At 35.7% G+C, this 15,140-nt stretch carries 15 protein-coding genes and 1 tRNA gene; 5 read left to right on the forward strand and 11 right to left on the reverse strand.

Annotation, left to right across the window (positions count from 1 at the left end; all coding sequences use genetic code 11):
- Positions 1-66: 66 nt before the first annotated feature.
- Together BM018_RS00125 and BM018_RS00130 are read left to right on the forward strand one after the other, a co-directional pair.
- Entirely contained in the window at positions 67-828 is a 762-nt protein-coding gene (locus BM018_RS00125) for an MBL fold metallo-hydrolase (protein WP_092316882.1), read from the forward strand.
- A 9-nt stretch (positions 829-837) separates the two neighbouring features.
- Entirely contained in the window at positions 838-1,449 is a 612-nt protein-coding gene (locus tag BM018_RS00130; protein ID WP_092316885.1) for an epoxyqueuosine reductase QueH, read from the forward strand.
- Here BM018_RS00130 and BM018_RS00135 read toward each other — a convergent pair.
- From BM018_RS00135 to BM018_RS00175, 9 genes are all read right to left on the reverse strand, one after another.
- Positions 1,446-2,348, reverse strand: a complete 903-nt coding sequence (locus BM018_RS00135) for a DUF368 domain-containing protein (RefSeq protein WP_092316888.1) — start codon at positions 2,346-2,348, stop codon at positions 1,446-1,448. The two genes, BM018_RS00130 and BM018_RS00135, sit on opposite strands and share 4 nt — an antisense overlap.
- A gap of 17 nt (positions 2,349-2,365) precedes the next feature.
- A complete protein-coding gene (locus BM018_RS00140; RefSeq protein ID WP_159428097.1) occupies positions 2,366-3,349 on the reverse strand; it encodes a tRNA dihydrouridine synthase in 984 nt (327 codons plus the stop codon).
- 1 nt (position 3,350) lies between these two features.
- Positions 3,351-3,947 carry a methyltransferase domain-containing protein gene (locus BM018_RS00145; protein ID WP_092316893.1) on the reverse strand — a complete coding sequence of 199 codons (597 nt, stop codon included), beginning with the start codon at positions 3,945-3,947 and terminating at the stop codon, positions 3,351-3,353.
- A 72-nt stretch (positions 3,948-4,019) separates the two neighbouring features.
- Positions 4,020-5,009, reverse strand: coding sequence for a hypothetical protein (locus BM018_RS00150; RefSeq protein WP_092316896.1), 990 nt, complete (start codon positions 5,007-5,009; stop codon positions 4,020-4,022).
- Positions 5,006-6,007: a tRNA (adenosine(37)-N6)-threonylcarbamoyltransferase complex transferase subunit TsaD gene (tsaD, locus tag BM018_RS00155; RefSeq protein WP_092316900.1), complete on the reverse strand. Its 1,002-nt coding sequence runs from the start codon at positions 6,005-6,007 to the stop codon at positions 5,006-5,008. Before tsaD ends, BM018_RS00150 begins: the two co-directional genes overlap by 4 nt.
- Positions 6,008-6,335: 328 nt before the next feature.
- Positions 6,336-6,406 (reverse strand) — tRNA-Gly (locus BM018_RS00160).
- Between the two features lie 47 nt (positions 6,407-6,453).
- Positions 6,454-7,398 carry an ankyrin repeat domain-containing protein gene (locus BM018_RS00165; protein WP_092316904.1) on the reverse strand — a complete coding sequence of 315 codons (945 nt, stop codon included), beginning with the start codon at positions 7,396-7,398 and terminating at the stop codon, positions 6,454-6,456.
- Between the two features lie 70 nt (positions 7,399-7,468).
- Entirely contained in the window at positions 7,469-8,719 is a 1,251-nt protein-coding gene (locus tag BM018_RS00170) for an ankyrin repeat domain-containing protein (RefSeq protein WP_159428098.1), read from the reverse strand.
- Positions 8,720-8,743: 24 nt separating this feature from the next.
- Positions 8,744-9,556, reverse strand: coding sequence for a hypothetical protein (locus BM018_RS00175; protein ID WP_092316910.1), 813 nt, complete (start codon positions 9,554-9,556; stop codon positions 8,744-8,746).
- Between the two features lie 147 nt (positions 9,557-9,703).
- On the opposite strand from BM018_RS00175, the gene rsmA reads away from it, so the two are divergent.
- Positions 9,704-10,513, forward strand: a complete 810-nt coding sequence (gene rsmA / locus BM018_RS00180; protein ID WP_092316913.1) for a 16S rRNA (adenine(1518)-N(6)/adenine(1519)-N(6))-dimethyltransferase RsmA — start codon at positions 9,704-9,706, stop codon at positions 10,511-10,513.
- Positions 10,514-10,528: 15 nt separating this feature from the next.
- Here rsmA and BM018_RS00185 read toward each other — a convergent pair whose 3' ends face one another.
- Entirely contained in the window at positions 10,529-11,221 is a 693-nt protein-coding gene (locus tag BM018_RS00185) for a hypothetical protein (protein ID WP_092316916.1), read from the reverse strand.
- A 142-nt stretch (positions 11,222-11,363) separates the two neighbouring features.
- Here BM018_RS00185 and BM018_RS00190 point away from each other — a divergent pair, with 142 nt between their 5' ends.
- Entirely contained in the window at positions 11,364-11,813 is a 450-nt protein-coding gene (locus BM018_RS00190; protein WP_092316919.1) for a hypothetical protein, read from the forward strand.
- Here BM018_RS00190 and BM018_RS00195 read toward each other — a convergent pair.
- Positions 11,796-12,374, reverse strand: coding sequence for a uracil-DNA glycosylase family protein (locus tag BM018_RS00195; protein ID WP_092316922.1), 579 nt, complete (start codon positions 12,372-12,374; stop codon positions 11,796-11,798). The two genes, BM018_RS00190 and BM018_RS00195, sit on opposite strands and share 18 nt — an antisense overlap.
- Before the next feature lie 87 nt (positions 12,375-12,461).
- Between BM018_RS00195 and BM018_RS00200 the strand changes: the two genes are divergently transcribed.
- Positions 12,462-15,077, forward strand: a complete 2,616-nt coding sequence (locus tag BM018_RS00200; protein WP_092316925.1) for an ATP-dependent Clp protease ATP-binding subunit — start codon at positions 12,462-12,464, stop codon at positions 15,075-15,077.
- The last annotated feature ends 63 nt before the right edge of the window (positions 15,078-15,140 follow it).

Below are 15,140 nucleotides of genomic sequence, written 5' to 3' on the forward strand. Positions count from 1 at the left end.
ATTCTTTTAATCTTGCGAATAATAAAAAAATATGGAATAATATAAGAAAATTTTTAAGGATATTTTATGCGCTGCGCATCACTGATAAGCGGAAGCAAAGCCAATTCTTTTTATATAGAGACTGACAATCAAGCATTACTAATCGATGCAGGGCTTTCGTTGCCCAAAATTAAGAACACATTAAAGCTGCTTCAAGCAAACACACAGAAATTATGTGGTATTCTTCTAACACACGAACATGAAGATCATGTTCGGCATTTAAAACGGATTGCAAGTTATTATCGTTTGCCGGTATACCTAACGATTGAATCCAAAAAAAAATCCGGTATTAATCTTAAAGATTTTCACATTATCAAGCCCAACGACATGATACACTTTGGCGATTTTGACGTCGAAGCATTTGAGGTTAAACATGATGCAGATATGTGCTTGGGTTTTGTCATTCATAAGCACGGCAAACGTCTTTTCTATGCATCTGATATCGGTTCCTACGACGATAAAATTCTTAATAAAGCTCATAATGCCGATTTTATCGGTATTGAATCAAATTATGACCCCTATATGCTTGCTCAATGCCGTTATCCTAAGTATTTAAAAGAACGTATTTCTGGAGGTTCTGGACATTTATCCAACGATCAGGCTCAAAAATTCATTACAGAAGCAGCCTGCATTTCTACGAAACATGTTATGTTTCTACATCTCAGCGAAAACAGCAACCACATTAACTTAGTGGAACGCATCATTGATAGTGATCTTCACATTCGGAGACCGGACATTTTCCATCATATAGGATTGAGGCACAGTCATATTAAATTCATTACCATATAAGGAGCTTTTATGAAAAAAATACTGCTGCAAACGTGCTGTGCACCTTGTGTTACAACATGTGTTGAGGTTTTACGCGGTAATCTGCCTTGGGAAAAAGTACTCGAATATAAACCTGAGTTTGATCACATAGCGATATATTTTTATAATCCCAATATTCATCCATATGAGGAGTATCTAAAACGAGCCGAACAAGCTCGACGATATGCTGAAATTATTAATACAGAATTCATCATAGGAGAATATAACAAAAAAGAGTGGCGTGAAGAAGTCCGGGGGTTGGAGCATGAACCTGAAAAAGGCGAACGATGTACTATTTGTTATGCTATGCGCTTGAAAAATGCGTTTTTATATGCAAAAGATCACGGTTTTGAAGCTGTTGCTAGTTCGTTGACGCTCAGCCCCTATAAAGATGAGAAACGAGTAAATTCAATCGGCCAAAATTTGGAGCATGAAACGGGAATTACTTATATTGTAAGCAATTTCAAAAAAAACAATGGCTTTAAAATTGCTAAAGAGATCAGTAAAGACAATTGTATATACTGTCAAGATTATTGCGGTTGTGAATTTTCACTAAGGGATAAAATTTTACGCAACCTGCAAAAACAAAACAAATGTTCTTAGGATGATCGTAATCTACTACTTTGAAGTGCTAATGCAAAACCTACAATCACAGTAATAATGCTGATCAGCAAAGCACTAACAGGAGCATGAGCACTGATTATATTAACTACTATTTGCCAGCATGATGCTATAACAAGTCCTAAAATAAAATAGAATGTAGCTCCCGGATATTTTTGAAGCAATTTTGCTATTAAAAGGGTTGCTCCCCAGATTCCAATTGCAAAACCTACTCCTATCACTGCAATAGGGGTAATTGATCGTTCTCCGACATAGGATAAAATGGGTCCATATTCTCCTAGAGCAACTAACAATGCAGATCCTGATATTCCGGGTACAATCATAGTTACAGCGGCAAGAATACCTACTAAAAACAACCATAGGGCACGTGCTATCGGAAGCATTGTAATTTTAAAAATGCCAAAATCTTTAATAATTGTTTCTTCCAACCCAGTTATACCTTTCAGATTTCTCAGAGAATTAATTAATAAAAGGGAAAAAAAACCAAAAAATACCAATCCCAAGCGCTTAAAAGAAAATTTACTATCTGGTTGCATCTTAAACAGTACAAATACAGACCCGAGAATCAAGCCTAAAAAAAATCCAAATGTAGGCACATAGCTATAAGGAAGTAGATTACCTTCAGGAAGCTTAACACCAAGCAGCCATATGATTAATTTAGCAAATAGCAGAAATCCTAAAACTATCCCAATACCTAATTTCAATAAAAATAAAGAATATTCTTTTCTTTTTTGAGGTCTGATAAAAAAATAACCAATAGCTTCTGTAAGTTGAGGATAAATACCCAACACAAAACTCATCGTCCCCCCAGAAACTCCTGGAATAATATTAGCAATACCCACTAACATACCCTTACATATTAAGGAAAAAGTCTCTTTCATAATTTAGTCCTTTTACTTCATGAAGAATGAAGAATAAATTTATCTTTTATTGTTTTTATGGCGCCGTCGAGATCAGCGAGATTCCGGCTTTGTGCAATAAGCGACCGTAGTTTGGCAGCACCTTCGAATTCTGTTAGCCCGCTCATTAATGCACCTCTTATTGGGATAATAGAATCAGTTTTCGATTCGGCACACCAAAGTTCAGCATAATCGACAAGTAATTCTAACTGCTGTTTTACAGAAAGTTTCAAGTAAGTTCCTTTACAGCATAAATCAATGATTTGACGGAAAATATAAGGCCTCCCAATTGCTGCACGCCCTATCATGACTCCATCCATTTTATACTCTGTCAGTATTTTATAAGCATCTTCAGGAGACTTAATATCCCCATTCGCAATTAAAAGCTTACGAGTAGCCTGCCGCGCACGATGAAAACGTTTCCAATCGGCAGTGCCGTGCAGAAATTTATCTCTGGTCAATCGGCAGTGCAACATAATAACATCAACATCCGAACGGTCCAGGCTATCAATGATATCATCTAGATTATCTTGATCAAAACCTGCACGAATTTTCGCTTCCACGGCAAGCCCTGCATCTTTTACAGCATTAATCACATCAACCATTTTTTGCGGTTTCTGTAACAAGCGCGAACCCGCACCGTTTTTCATTACCTTGGGTGCCGGACAGCCAAAATTAATATTGATTGACCGCGCATTGAAACGCTTCTTAACAACAACAGCCGCTTGATGAAATGTTTTAGGATCGCCACTGCCAAAAAGCTGAATAGATGTAAGATTCGGTGCATCTGAAATATCAGCATATCTAAACGTCTTTTCAGAATCCCGTAACACTCCCTCAACACTCACCATTTCCGTCACAGCATATCCTGCTCCAAATTTTCGTGCAAACATTCTCATGGGCTTGTGTGAATAGCCTGCCAATGGAGCTAAAAATATATTATTTAAACTATATATCTCGCCAAAAGATATAGGATGAATCACATTATTTTCCATATTTAACACAATAAAACTCTATTAATTCTTCATTTTGTGTTGATTGCACAGAGCTTTTGATAGAATATACAACAGCAAATCCAGCACGTTCTGCTAATTTTTTACCACCTTTTACGGTGATTCGAAAAAATCCGTCAAAATTCCTTTTTTTACCAACCATCGGTACCCGAAATACCAACACTCCTCCAACAGGTAAAAGTTCTTTTATTTTTTTTAGATAAAGCAAAGGCTCTGATAATTGCTCAAGTTTTTTCCATATTGTGACTACATTATAAATAGGCTCAGTTTCATAAATTTTATCCATAGAATCTAGGATATCAATATTATAATTATCCTTAGAATAACGGCGAGCAAAAATTGACAACTCTATGCCTTGAGCGGAAAATCCGTTATGAGCTGCTTCTTGAACAAATACACCATGTTCCGAACCAATATCAAGCAGCCTGTATGAGTATTGATAACTCAAAACCGGCAGCAATTTTTTGATAAGCTGGATTCTTCTATTACTGTCTTCTCTAAGATTAAGCACAGCTTCTTTATAACTTTTTTTATCATGCTCTGAACTTGATGCAATAATTGTATCCATATTAACTTCGTCAGTATGGTCCTGTAATTGATACAAATAAATACTACCACATGAACGACAAATAAAACGGTCCTAATCGGAGCTTCTATATAAAGATTTTTTATAGGAAGATCCACATAGAGGACAAGAAGCCGGCCTGTTAGCAATATTATTAGTTAATTCAAGCCACCATGCCTCGAAATCAAAATCAGCTGGCAGACTGAATTTACTCATAATAGCTTTATCTAAAGTGTTCCGTATACCTTGAGCTGTCAGAAAAAAGCTACCGTTTAATACTGTAATGCCATGAAGAGTTTTTAAATCTTTATATTGCTTATAGGTATGAGCAACAGCAACAACATATTTTTTAGCAGCCATTGCTTCTAGCATAGTAAGCCCAGGACCACAAAATATCAAATCATTTTGCTCTATATAAGGAAAAATATTTTTCGAATGCTTCACAACTTCTATATTTTCTTGCTCTTCCAAGTATCTGTATTGGCTTAAAGGGCCAACAATCACAGTAATTTTGTAAGGCTGATCTTTTAATGCATTAATAATTTTCAATGCATTGTTATGAGGATCACTTCCCCCTAAAGTAATCAAAACATTTTGAACATGAGAAATTTCTTGAACTTCCAAAAAATATTCTCTATCAATCGGCGTATGATATAATTCAGCAAAATTAGCTGATTTAACCTCATAAGAAGGCAATGGAGCAATAAAAACTTCAGCATTAGAACCAAAAGATACATTATCAAAAACAACAGTAGATTTTCCCAGCCCATTTACCAAGCGAACTAAGTGATTGCTGGCTTTATCACAATCAACAACAATAAGATCCATAATTTTATCATGCAAGACAGAGTCAAACATACTTTTATCGTACTGATAACAGATCTGATGAGGTATATCTTGCATTAGAGTTGATAATGATATTGATTCTTTTAAATCTGTCAACACCAATAAAAAAGAATTTTTATAAAAGCGAGCAATATATAATGCTCTTGCCAAATGACCAATCCCAAAACGCATACCTGCTTGAACAATAAACAAGACAGACAAATCCTTTTTTGAATTCATATTCGTTTTCCTTTTGTAATCTGAGTTTTTCGTGCATAACAAGATTTGGACTTTTGTTGATAACCGCTATTAAAATCAACAAAAGCCCGACCCGCTACCATAGCGGCATTATCTCCGCATAATTCTATAGGGGTATGATAAACCGTAACTCCTGATTTGGTTAAAGAGTCTAAGCCATTCCTAAGTCTTGAATTTGCTGCAACTCCACCAACTGTAATCAGCCGTGATATTCCCGTATCATTCAGAGCATTTTCTACTTTTTTCATCAAACTATCAACCGCAGCTTTTTGAAACGAAGCACAAATATCTTCAATGGGAAAAGGTTGTTGGAGCTCTTTGAGACGATAATAAACTGCCGTTTTTAAGCCGCTGTAGCTAAAATTATACTTATCTTCTACTGTATTAACGCCAATAGGTAGTTTCCAAAAATTTTCATTGCCGGACTCTGCATATTGTTGAATAATCGGCCCACCCGGATATCCTAATTCCAGCATTTTTGCCACCTTATCGAACGCTTCGCCTACCGCATCATCAATCGTTGAACCTAAAAGGGTATAATTAAAGAAAGAATCCACTTTATAAAGCAGTGTATGACCCCCAGAACATACCAACGCAACATACGGAAATACAATATCATGCACCATATGGGGAGTATAAAGATGAGCTTCTATATGATCCACAGGAATAAAAGGTTTATCCAGATAATAAGCTATTGCTTGTGCTGTAAGTGAACCCACAACTAAAGAGCCAATCAACCCCGGACCTGTACTAGCAGCAACAGCACCGATTTGTGATAGAGAATTTCCTTCTAGGGCTTGGTCAAGCAAGGGCAAAATCTTTACCAGATGATTACGCGATGCAATTTCCGGAACAACTCCAAAGTAAGGGGCATGTAGTTCTGCTTGGGAAAAAACTTTATGACTAAGAATATTTTTTCCCTTCTCAACTAACGCAATGGCACATTCATCACAAGAACTTTCCACTCCTAAAACAATCATCACTGAACCTTCTTATAATCAATATATATTATATTAAATTTGTAAAAAAAAATCAAGAAGAAAATACTCAGTAAAACAGAACTAGTTATATTGAAGAATTATAAATTTTATATATTTAAGACGAAATCTCTATTAATTCTAAAATCAAAATTAATTACTGCTATGTTATTCTATATCAAATCTATTATTTTTTATATTCTGCTCTTTAGATAAGATAAGTTCTACTGGAGCTCGAAATTTTTTAATCAATATGAAATTTATTTATAGATTTAAGATCTCTTGAGAAAAATATTTTAAAGAAAAACTCCAGTTATACCGGAGTTTTACAAGCGGCTGGAGAGAATCGAACTCTCGGCATCAGCTTGGAAGGCTGAGGTATTACCACTATACGACAGCCGCATATTTTAAAATATTTTAAAAGAAAAAATATATTTTGTCAAGTTTTTTTATTCTCCGTATTCCTCTTTAGTTTCAACAATTTCCATCTTAACTAGTTTCGTTTTATTGCTGATGAGTGTATGGATATACTTTTCAAATGATGGCTCTTTCAAAGCTTTCAAAACATCTAAAGGAGTCTGACCATTATGATTAAAACTAGAAATATCAGCACCTTTATCTAATAAAAGCTTAGACAAATAACGATTCTTTTTTGTAAATGCCCAATGTAATGCCGTATTGCCGTTAATGTCTGAAATATTAACATCAGCACCGCTTCGAATCAATTTTTCAGCTTCGGCAAAGTTTTCAATAAAAATGGCCCTGATCAGTGGTTCTAACCGCTTTGTTTCAAGAATTTGAACTACTTCCGGATTGCGAGTGAGTGACGCAAAAGATGATGGTGCAAGAGCTTCCGCATTCGAAATTTCACTGGCACCAGCCATCGTCAAAAATCGTGAAGACTTTTGATGGCCAAAAGATAATGCTGTCAACAAAGGAGTCGAACCTAATTTATCTGTGGCATTCACATCAGCTCCATTCTTAATCAGCAATAAAATCAAAACATTATTACCATTCCGAGCAGCAAAATGCAACGGAGTTTGACCATTAACATCGGCCATATTCATATCAGCACCGTATTCGATAAGCAGCCGCGCAATATTCACTAAATTTCGCGATACAGCCCAATGTAATGGTGAACTGCCCTGATTATTTCTAGCATTGATCTTTGCACCATTTATAATAAGAGTTTTCGCTAACGAAAAATCCCATACAAAATGCAAAGGTGTCATTCCATCTTCATTAGTCACATTAACATCTGCTCTTTTTTTAATCATATAGTTTGCTAAAGCTACTTCTCCACGAACAATAGCATCAAATAAAGATAAAGATTCATCAGCATATAGAGGAACAACTAAGAAGAAAAAATAAATAATTTTTTTACTTCTCAACATTTTACTATTTTTTTAATTTTTTTGTATTAGGTTCAGATTCTCCTTTTTTATTTTCGTTAGTTCCAGCAGCTTACTTAGCAGTAACAGCGTCTTCATATACCGACAATTCTTCGTCTGTAGGAAGAATTTCAATGACTGTTTCGTTAAGTTTTAAAAGTGGTTCTGATGAATCTTTTGCATTCACACTTTTCAGAAAATCAATCATCGGTTGATTTCCCTCATCCACTGCTATACTTAATGCAGTCTGATTAAATGTCGATTCTACATTCAAATCAATTCCAGATTTGACCAAATATCGTACCGTATCCAAATGCCCGCTCTGCACAGCATACATTAATGCATTCCAATTATCATTATCCGTAGCATTAAGATCAGCATTAGCATCTAAGAGTGCCTGAATTGTTTTGTTATCACCCATTTGTGCCGCAGCCATCAAAGGTGTCCATCCTTCAACTATAGTATCAACCTCACCTTCTCCCTCTCGGATCCGCCGGGCAAAGGCCGTAGCTGTAGCATTGACATTTGCACCAAAATGAGTCAAATAATTCACAATTTTCGGATCATTATTCAAACTGGCTACCATCAACGGTGATGTCCCGCTGTTATTTCTGGTATTAATGTCTACCCCTTCTTGCTCGACCAAATATTTAATCACTTCTAAGTGGCCATTTTCTGCCGCAAAACGTAAAGGCGTATCTCCGTTATTGTTACGGCTGTTAGGATCAATGCCGCTCTTGATCAGCAATTTGACACGTTCGAGATTACCAGTTTGTGCAGCCCTGTGCAAGCTGTTATTACCATCTTTATCCCAGTTATGTACTTGCAAACTTTCTTCAAGACTCAATTTTTTCAGAATATTGTATGATTTTTCCGGGTAAGATGAACCCGCAATAAAATTCGAAACCACACGGTTAATAACGCGAGGACGTGGAGATGAAGATTCAATGTAAATATTAGGAGTATAACGTAATTCCGGAACAGGTGGCGCCGTATTATTTGTAAACGCGCCGTATCGAAGCAGAAGTTTTGCTATAGCAGGATTAGCAAATTTCAAAGGCGTGTTCCCTGATTGAGAAAGTACATTAGGATTAGCACCTTTTTGAAGCAAATATTCCGTTAACTCGGCATATCCATTCCAAGCAGCAATATGCAATGGCGTAAATCCCATTCTATCAGTCTGATTAATATCAGCACCGTTTTCGACAAACAGCATTACACTGGGTATATCGTTAAGTTCCACAGCCTGCATTAAATCTTGCGAATAAAATGTTGATGGAATCAAACTCCACATCAACATTAATGAAAAAATATTTTTCTGCATAGTCATATCCTACGCATCAGTAAACTAAAAAGTTGAAGATAAAGTATCAGATTGCGTTTTGGGAATTGCATATTGATTTTCAGCTTCAGAAAACAGTTCAACAAGAGATTCTTCTGTCATAAAAGCATTTTTCGCAATCCAGGCATTAACAACATCCATAATGTCTTTATGCATATCTTTCCTCACAATCTGATAAACACGATCATATAAAGATTGGAGATTCTGTAACTGAGTTTTTTGAATCTCAATTTCTGCCAATGTTTCAGCAGCGTCCATGTCTCCTAAAGCTTCTTTAGGCTTAACCGCATTGGTTTTCGAAGCAGCAGTATAAAAATCAGAAAATTTTCTAAGATCAACAAAGTTACCTTGAGCATCTCTACCATTGGTAAATACTTCTACTACTTCATTTGTATTAGTAGAAACATCTATTTCAGGAAGAATTGTTAAACGAGTCAAATTCAGACGATACATGCTAATACTATTTTGCAGCATTTGTATTGTGGGGCGCATATCTAACTCCAATTTCTGCATTTGGAGCTGATATTTTTGTACAATATTTTTTATTTGAATTTTTTCCTCAACAGGCAACTGGGATAAAAATCGAATCATCGTAGGAGCATAAGGTTGTTTATCACCAAACCAAATACCAGCTCGATCTTGCATAGTATCTTTGTATTCTTGAGGCAGCTCTTCATTTACCGAATCAATAAAAAAAGTACACGTTTCTCCATATTTATATTCATTGCCAGGTTCAGCTATCCACGTAATTTCTACCTGCGCAAAAGCGGCGTTCATAAGCATTATGTTGAAAATCACAGAAAACAGAACATTTTTCATACAACTCTCCACCAGAAATTATTCTATAAACAATTTCTATATTATATTTCATTGTCGGATTGATTAAAATAAAATTTAGCAATTTTATAAAAAATATATTACAATAATTAAATTTGCATATTTGCAGAAAAGGAAATAAATTATATTATGAATTATGATCCTTTTGGTATCCAGAATATCAAAACACTACTAGCATCAAAAAATCTTTTTCTTTCAAAGAACAGAGGACAAAATTATCTCATTAACAGGCATATTGCAGAAAAAATTGTACAACAGCTTCCTTCATTAGAAAAAAATCAAGCTTATTTTGAGGTAGGAACTGGTTTAGGGGCATTGACAGTTATTTTAGCAGATTTAGGAAAAACAATATCTTTAGAAATTGACAAAGGTATATACCATTTAGTACAAGAGAATTTTTGTCATCCCAATTTAAAACATCTTCATGAAGATGTTTTAAATTACGAATTGAAAAGTTCTGATTCTTATATTTTTGTTTCAAATTTACCTTATTGCATTTCTGGAGAAGTTTTGAAAATTTTTACAGAAAATAAATGTTTTGATACAGGTGTGTTGATGCTCCAAAAGGAATTTGTCAACCGCATGGAGGCTGATCCTGGTACTCCTGAATATGGTCCGTTATCCGTAATCGCGCAGACTTTTTTAGAAATTAAGCCATTATTCATGGTAGGCCGAGGAAATTTTTTTCCAGAACCGAAAATTGATTCCTCAGTTGTCTCCATTAAAAAGAAAAATATTTCTCTGAATCAAAAAGAATTTCATGAATTTATAAAAATATGCTTTCATGCAAAACGCAAAACATTAGAAAATAATTTAGTAAGAAGTATTTGGAAAGACTCTATTTTATCATATAATAAATATTTAAAATCGAGACCTGATGCTATTTCACCGGAAGAATGGCATTATTTATTTATGCTTAAAAATAAAAGCTCCGTATAGTAGGGCTCTAGTAAATTATTGCTGTTGAAGTGGTGTTTGTAATCCTATGGGATCGATTCCTTCTTTTTCAATTAATTTATTATTCCGTTCTATTCTGAAACCTTCTTTTATTTTTGAAATAAAATCAACCATCCAACGTTGTTGTTTTTGCTGAGAAAGCTGATTAATAATAAATTCACGTGATTGTTGTGCATTAAATCCTCTTGCCCGTAATTCGCTGCCAAATTGCTGATACGCCTGATCAATTTCTGGATTAGAGGGAGCAAAAGCATTTTTATCTGTAGGAAGGTTTTTTGAAATATAAAGCTGTGATAAGGCTTGATGCAAAGCATTTTGGAATTGCTTATAATTCTCTTCATTCTCTAAAAACCCTTCTTCTATCGCTGTCGCAACAACAACATATTGATTAATTAACGTTTCTAATATTTCTGCTTTGAAAGCACTTTCATTTGCTTTAAGCTGTGCTAATTGAGCAGGAGGTAATGTTTTTTGAACCAGTTCTAGAGAATTGGTAAATTCATCATAAGAAATACCATATCGTTCTACTTTTGCTAAATATTTATCATTTAATTCCTTAATCGAAGGAAGCTCCAAAGAGATATTCGATTTAGCACTTTTACCAGGGGAATAAATAAAAAATAACAATAATGCTCCTAATATAAATCCTCCTATTCCAGCACTTACTCCTATCAGTATATCCTTTTTCATGGAAAACTCCCAAACTTATTCTTGACATAACAAAGAAAATTATAACAAACTCCTTTTATTATGTCAAATTATTTACGATGTATCTGTTAATTTTTTTTGACAAAAACCGATGATATTTTATATCAGACCGTTGGAGGAAATAATGAAAAAATATTTGTCATTATTGTTATTATACCCGCTTGGTTTAAGTGCTCAGACGCGCGGACCTAAAGAAATAGTTACTTTTGCCTTGACAGCGCTGACTAACGGAGAAATTGAAAAGTTGATCGACGTTACTGGAAATGCAGAATTGCGCAACACACAAGCTCTTCTCGAAACTATCAAAGCAAATCCCAGAAAACGTGATGCTATCCTTTCAGAATATAAATTATTGAAATCATGGTCTATTGAGAACGAAAAATATCTCACCAATAACGGCCGCGAGATTAGTATTGTACCAACACGCTGGGTCACCTTGACCCCGATGGAAAATTTGCCGAAATATATTGTTTTAAGCGACAAAAATTTTAATAAAGAAAACATAATTTACGTTGATTATATGCTCGAAAAAAAAGATAATCAATGGAAAATTATCTCACGCCGGTCCTATTAGCCCTATTTCTGTGAATACATTACGGTAAGCAGCTGCTTTTTTCTCCAAAGCTAGAGGATATGCCCGAGAACTCGAAGGTAAACGATACAAATAAAAAGATCGGCACATATAAGTAAATGATATATTTTTATTGACTTTAGGTGTAGAAATATTAAAAAAATTAGAACATATTTGAGCAGATTTTTCTCCAGTAGTCATCAAATATTGGCACTTAGGCAACTGTTGCAGAATTTTATTGAAATCCAAAATGCATTTGATCTGCAGATCACTATCGGACGCATTATTTTTTTTTCTAAAAACACTTTGAGCCGCATCGGCAACTGCAATTTTTTTTTCACAAAGAAATTGCTGAATTTTTTCCTTGTCAAAATGACGTGCATCTTTCAAAAAATAATTTTTGTCTTCAAAAAACCCCAAACCAAAAATACGCCACATATCATTAATGAAATTCGGATAATAAAATTCCATACTCCATTTTTCACGCTTTGGCGGAAAGCTGCCTAACATCAACACCACTGCATCTTCTACAATAAACGGTTCCAACGGATGATTTTCTATCATAATATTTCCTCTTTTGCATTGACTTTTTGGTATAAAAATTGCTACTTTATGATATTATAGAAGAAAAACAAAAAAAGGGGAATATTTATGAGTCAATCAAATTATACTATCAAAGTTCAGGAAATGCTACAGACTGCCTACAACGAAGCTCAAAAAAAAGGAAATCCGACTATCGAAATACCGCATTTGATATATGCCCTGTTCAAAGACAAAGAAGGTTTTGCTCGACGGATTGCATCGTATCTAGAAGTGCCAGCAAAAGCAATTGAAGATCTAGCTGAAAAAGAAATCGCAAAACTTCCCACCGGAGATCAAACAGAAGTAAGAATTTCACCCGAAGCCAATAAAATTCTACTGACAGCAGAAGAAATTGCTGAAAAATCAGGATCTCAATTTGTGGCTGTTGAGCACGTTTTGATGGCTGTGTGTAAAATTGCTCGGGAACCTTGGAATATGTATTTTAAGGAACTAAATCTCACTTACGAACGCATTGCTGATGCCGTTAAATTGCTCAAAAAAAATCAGAAAAACAATTCCCAACACGAAGATCAAGGCGATGCTCTCAAAAAATATACAAAAGATCTGACAACTCTTGCAGCAAAAGGTAAAATTGATCCTGTAATTGGTCGAGATGAAGAGATCAGACGCTCTATTCAAATTTTATCACGACGTACGAAAAACAATCCCGTACTCATCGGTGAGGCCGGTGTCGGAAAAACTGCTGTTGTTGAAGGCATAGCAAAACGGATCGTTCAAGGCGACGTTCCAGAATCATTACGCGGAAAAAAAATCCTGTCTTTAGATCCGGGTTCGCTTATCGCTGGAGCAAAGTATCGCGGCGAATTCGAAGAACGCCTTAAATCGGTAATTCAAGAGCTCGAAAATGCTGATAACAGTATTATTCTATTTATCGATGAGATTCATCTCATGGTCGGTATGGGTGCAGGAGGAGATAGTTCAGGAGATGCAGGAAATCTACTTAAGCCAGCACTAGCTCGGGGCGAAATCCGTGTTATTGGAGCAACAACTTACGATGAGTATAGAAAATTTATTGAAAAAGACAAAGCCTTAGAACGCCGTTTCCAAACAGTGATGGTCGAAGAGCCAAGCATTGAGGATGCAATTGCTATCCTGCGCGGTATTAAAGACCGTTATGAAATCCACCATGGGATACGTATTACGGATAATGCTATTGTGGATGCAGTAAAATTATCTGTCCGCTATCTTCCTGACAGAAAACTGCCTGATAAAGCTATTGATTTGATGGACGAAGCTGCAGCAAAAGTTCGTACAGAGCTGGAATCAGAACCTCAGGCGATCGATTCTTTACAGAGAAAAATTACCAAATTTGAGATCGAAAAAAGTGCCTTGATGAAAGAAAAAGACCAGAAATCTAAAGAACGCTTGAACAATCTAGAAAAAGAACTCGAAGAAGCCAAAACAGAAATGACAGGATTGCGGGCAAAGTGGGAAAATGAAAAATCAGCCGTCATGGGTATCAGAGAATTAAAAAGCGAAATTGATGCATTGAAAGTTGAGGAAGCCCGTTATGAGCGCGAAGCCAAATTCGAAAAAGTAGCCGAAATTCGTTACGGCACGTTGCCTAAAAAAGAAGAAGCATTGGCAGCATTAGAGCAAAAAATCAACAAAATGGACGATGGTAGTGCACTTATTAGAGAGGAAATTACTCCGGAAGATATTGCAAAAGTAGTTTCTGCAAGAACCGGTATCCCTGTAAGCAGAATGATGGAAAGCGAAAAAGAACGCCTTATGCATTTGGAGCGGCACTTGGGGGCACGTGTTGTCAGCCAGGAAAACGCTATAAAAGCCGTTTCTGATGCAATCCGCCGGGCTCGTGCTGGACTTTCAGGAGAAGGTAAACCTATCGGTTCGTTTCTGTTTTTAGGACCCACGGGAGTTGGAAAAACAGAGCTAGCTAAAGCATTAGCAGAATTTTTATTTGATGATGAAAAAAACATCGTACGTATTGATATGAGCGAATATATGGAAAAATTTTCAGTACAGCGTCTGATCGGAGCGCCTCCTGGATATGTCGGCTATGATGAAGGCGGACAGCTCACCGAAGCTATACGACGTCATCCTTATTCCATTATTTTGCTCGACGAAATTGAAAAAGCCAATCCGGCTGTATTTGATATTTTACTTCAAGTGCTGGATGATGGACGTCTCACGGACGGGCAAGGCAGAACTGTTTCTTTTGACCAAACAGTATTAGTTATGACTTCTAATATTGGTTCTCCGATGATTGCAGAATGGACAGGTTCAGAAGAGGATTTAGATAAGCAGCTTAAAGAAGAACTTAAAAAAATTTTCCGTCCTGAATTCCTAAACCGCATTGACGATATTGCTGTATTTCATCGCTTGCAGAAACATGACATGTTGGACATTGTTGAGCTGCAGGTTGATCTTATCAAGAAAAATCTTATAGACAAAGGCATCTTGCTACAAGTAGGTGATGATGCTAAAGAATTTCTTGCTGAAGAAGCTTACGAACCTGAATTTGGTGCTCGACCTATCAAGCGCGTATTGAAAAATTTATTGCTAAATCCTCTCGCATCATCGCTTATCGGAGGTACGGTGCATTATGGCGACCAAGTAGATGTTCATGTTAAAGACGGACGTCTGACATTCTCTCAAAAAACTTTAGACCTACATCACTCAAAACCTCATAGTCATGAATAATTTAAAAATCCCCTTTTGTAAAAGGGGATTTTTAATATTGAATCAAAAATATAATATAAAAGA

Origin of the sequence: Brevinema andersonii, assembly GCF_900112165.1 — a bacterium.
Lineage (GTDB): Bacteria > Spirochaetota > Brevinematia > Brevinematales > Brevinemataceae > Brevinema > Brevinema andersonii.

Bases quoted from the DNA above. Each gene is read 5' to 3' on its own strand.
- BM018_RS00125 (WP_092316882.1), top strand. From the start codon at position 67: ATGCGCTGCGCATCACTGATAAGCGGAAGCAAAGCCAATTCTTTTTAT.
- BM018_RS00130 (WP_092316885.1), top strand. From the start codon at position 838: ATGAAAAAAATACTGCTGCAAACGTGCTGTGCACCTTGTGTTACAACA.
- BM018_RS00135 (WP_092316888.1), bottom strand. From the start codon at position 2,348: ATGAAAGAGACTTTTTCCTTAATATGTAAGGGTATGTTAGTGGGTATT.
- BM018_RS00145 (WP_092316893.1), bottom strand. From the start codon at position 3,947: ATGGATACAATTATTGCATCAAGTTCAGAGCATGATAAAAAAAGTTAT.
- BM018_RS00150 (WP_092316896.1), bottom strand. From the start codon at position 5,009: ATGAATTCAAAAAAGGATTTGTCTGTCTTGTTTATTGTTCAAGCAGGT.
- tsaD (WP_092316900.1), bottom strand. From the start codon at position 6,007: ATGATTGTTTTAGGAGTGGAAAGTTCTTGTGATGAATGTGCCATTGCG.
- BM018_RS00165 (WP_092316904.1), bottom strand. From the start codon at position 7,398: ATGTTGAGAAGTAAAAAAATTATTTATTTTTTCTTCTTAGTTGTTCCT.
- BM018_RS00170 (WP_159428098.1), bottom strand. From the start codon at position 8,719: ATGCAGAAAAATATTTTTTCATTAATGTTGATGTGGAGTTTGATTCCA.
- BM018_RS00175 (WP_092316910.1), bottom strand. From the start codon at position 9,556: ATGAAAAATGTTCTGTTTTCTGTGATTTTCAACATAATGCTTATGAAC.
- rsmA (WP_092316913.1), top strand. From the start codon at position 9,704: ATGAATTATGATCCTTTTGGTATCCAGAATATCAAAACACTACTAGCA.
- BM018_RS00185 (WP_092316916.1), bottom strand. From the start codon at position 11,221: ATGAAAAAGGATATACTGATAGGAGTAAGTGCTGGAATAGGAGGATTT.
- BM018_RS00190 (WP_092316919.1), top strand. From the start codon at position 11,364: ATGAAAAAATATTTGTCATTATTGTTATTATACCCGCTTGGTTTAAGT.
- BM018_RS00195 (WP_092316922.1), bottom strand. From the start codon at position 12,374: ATGATAGAAAATCATCCGTTGGAACCGTTTATTGTAGAAGATGCAGTG.
- BM018_RS00200 (WP_092316925.1), top strand. From the start codon at position 12,462: ATGAGTCAATCAAATTATACTATCAAAGTTCAGGAAATGCTACAGACT.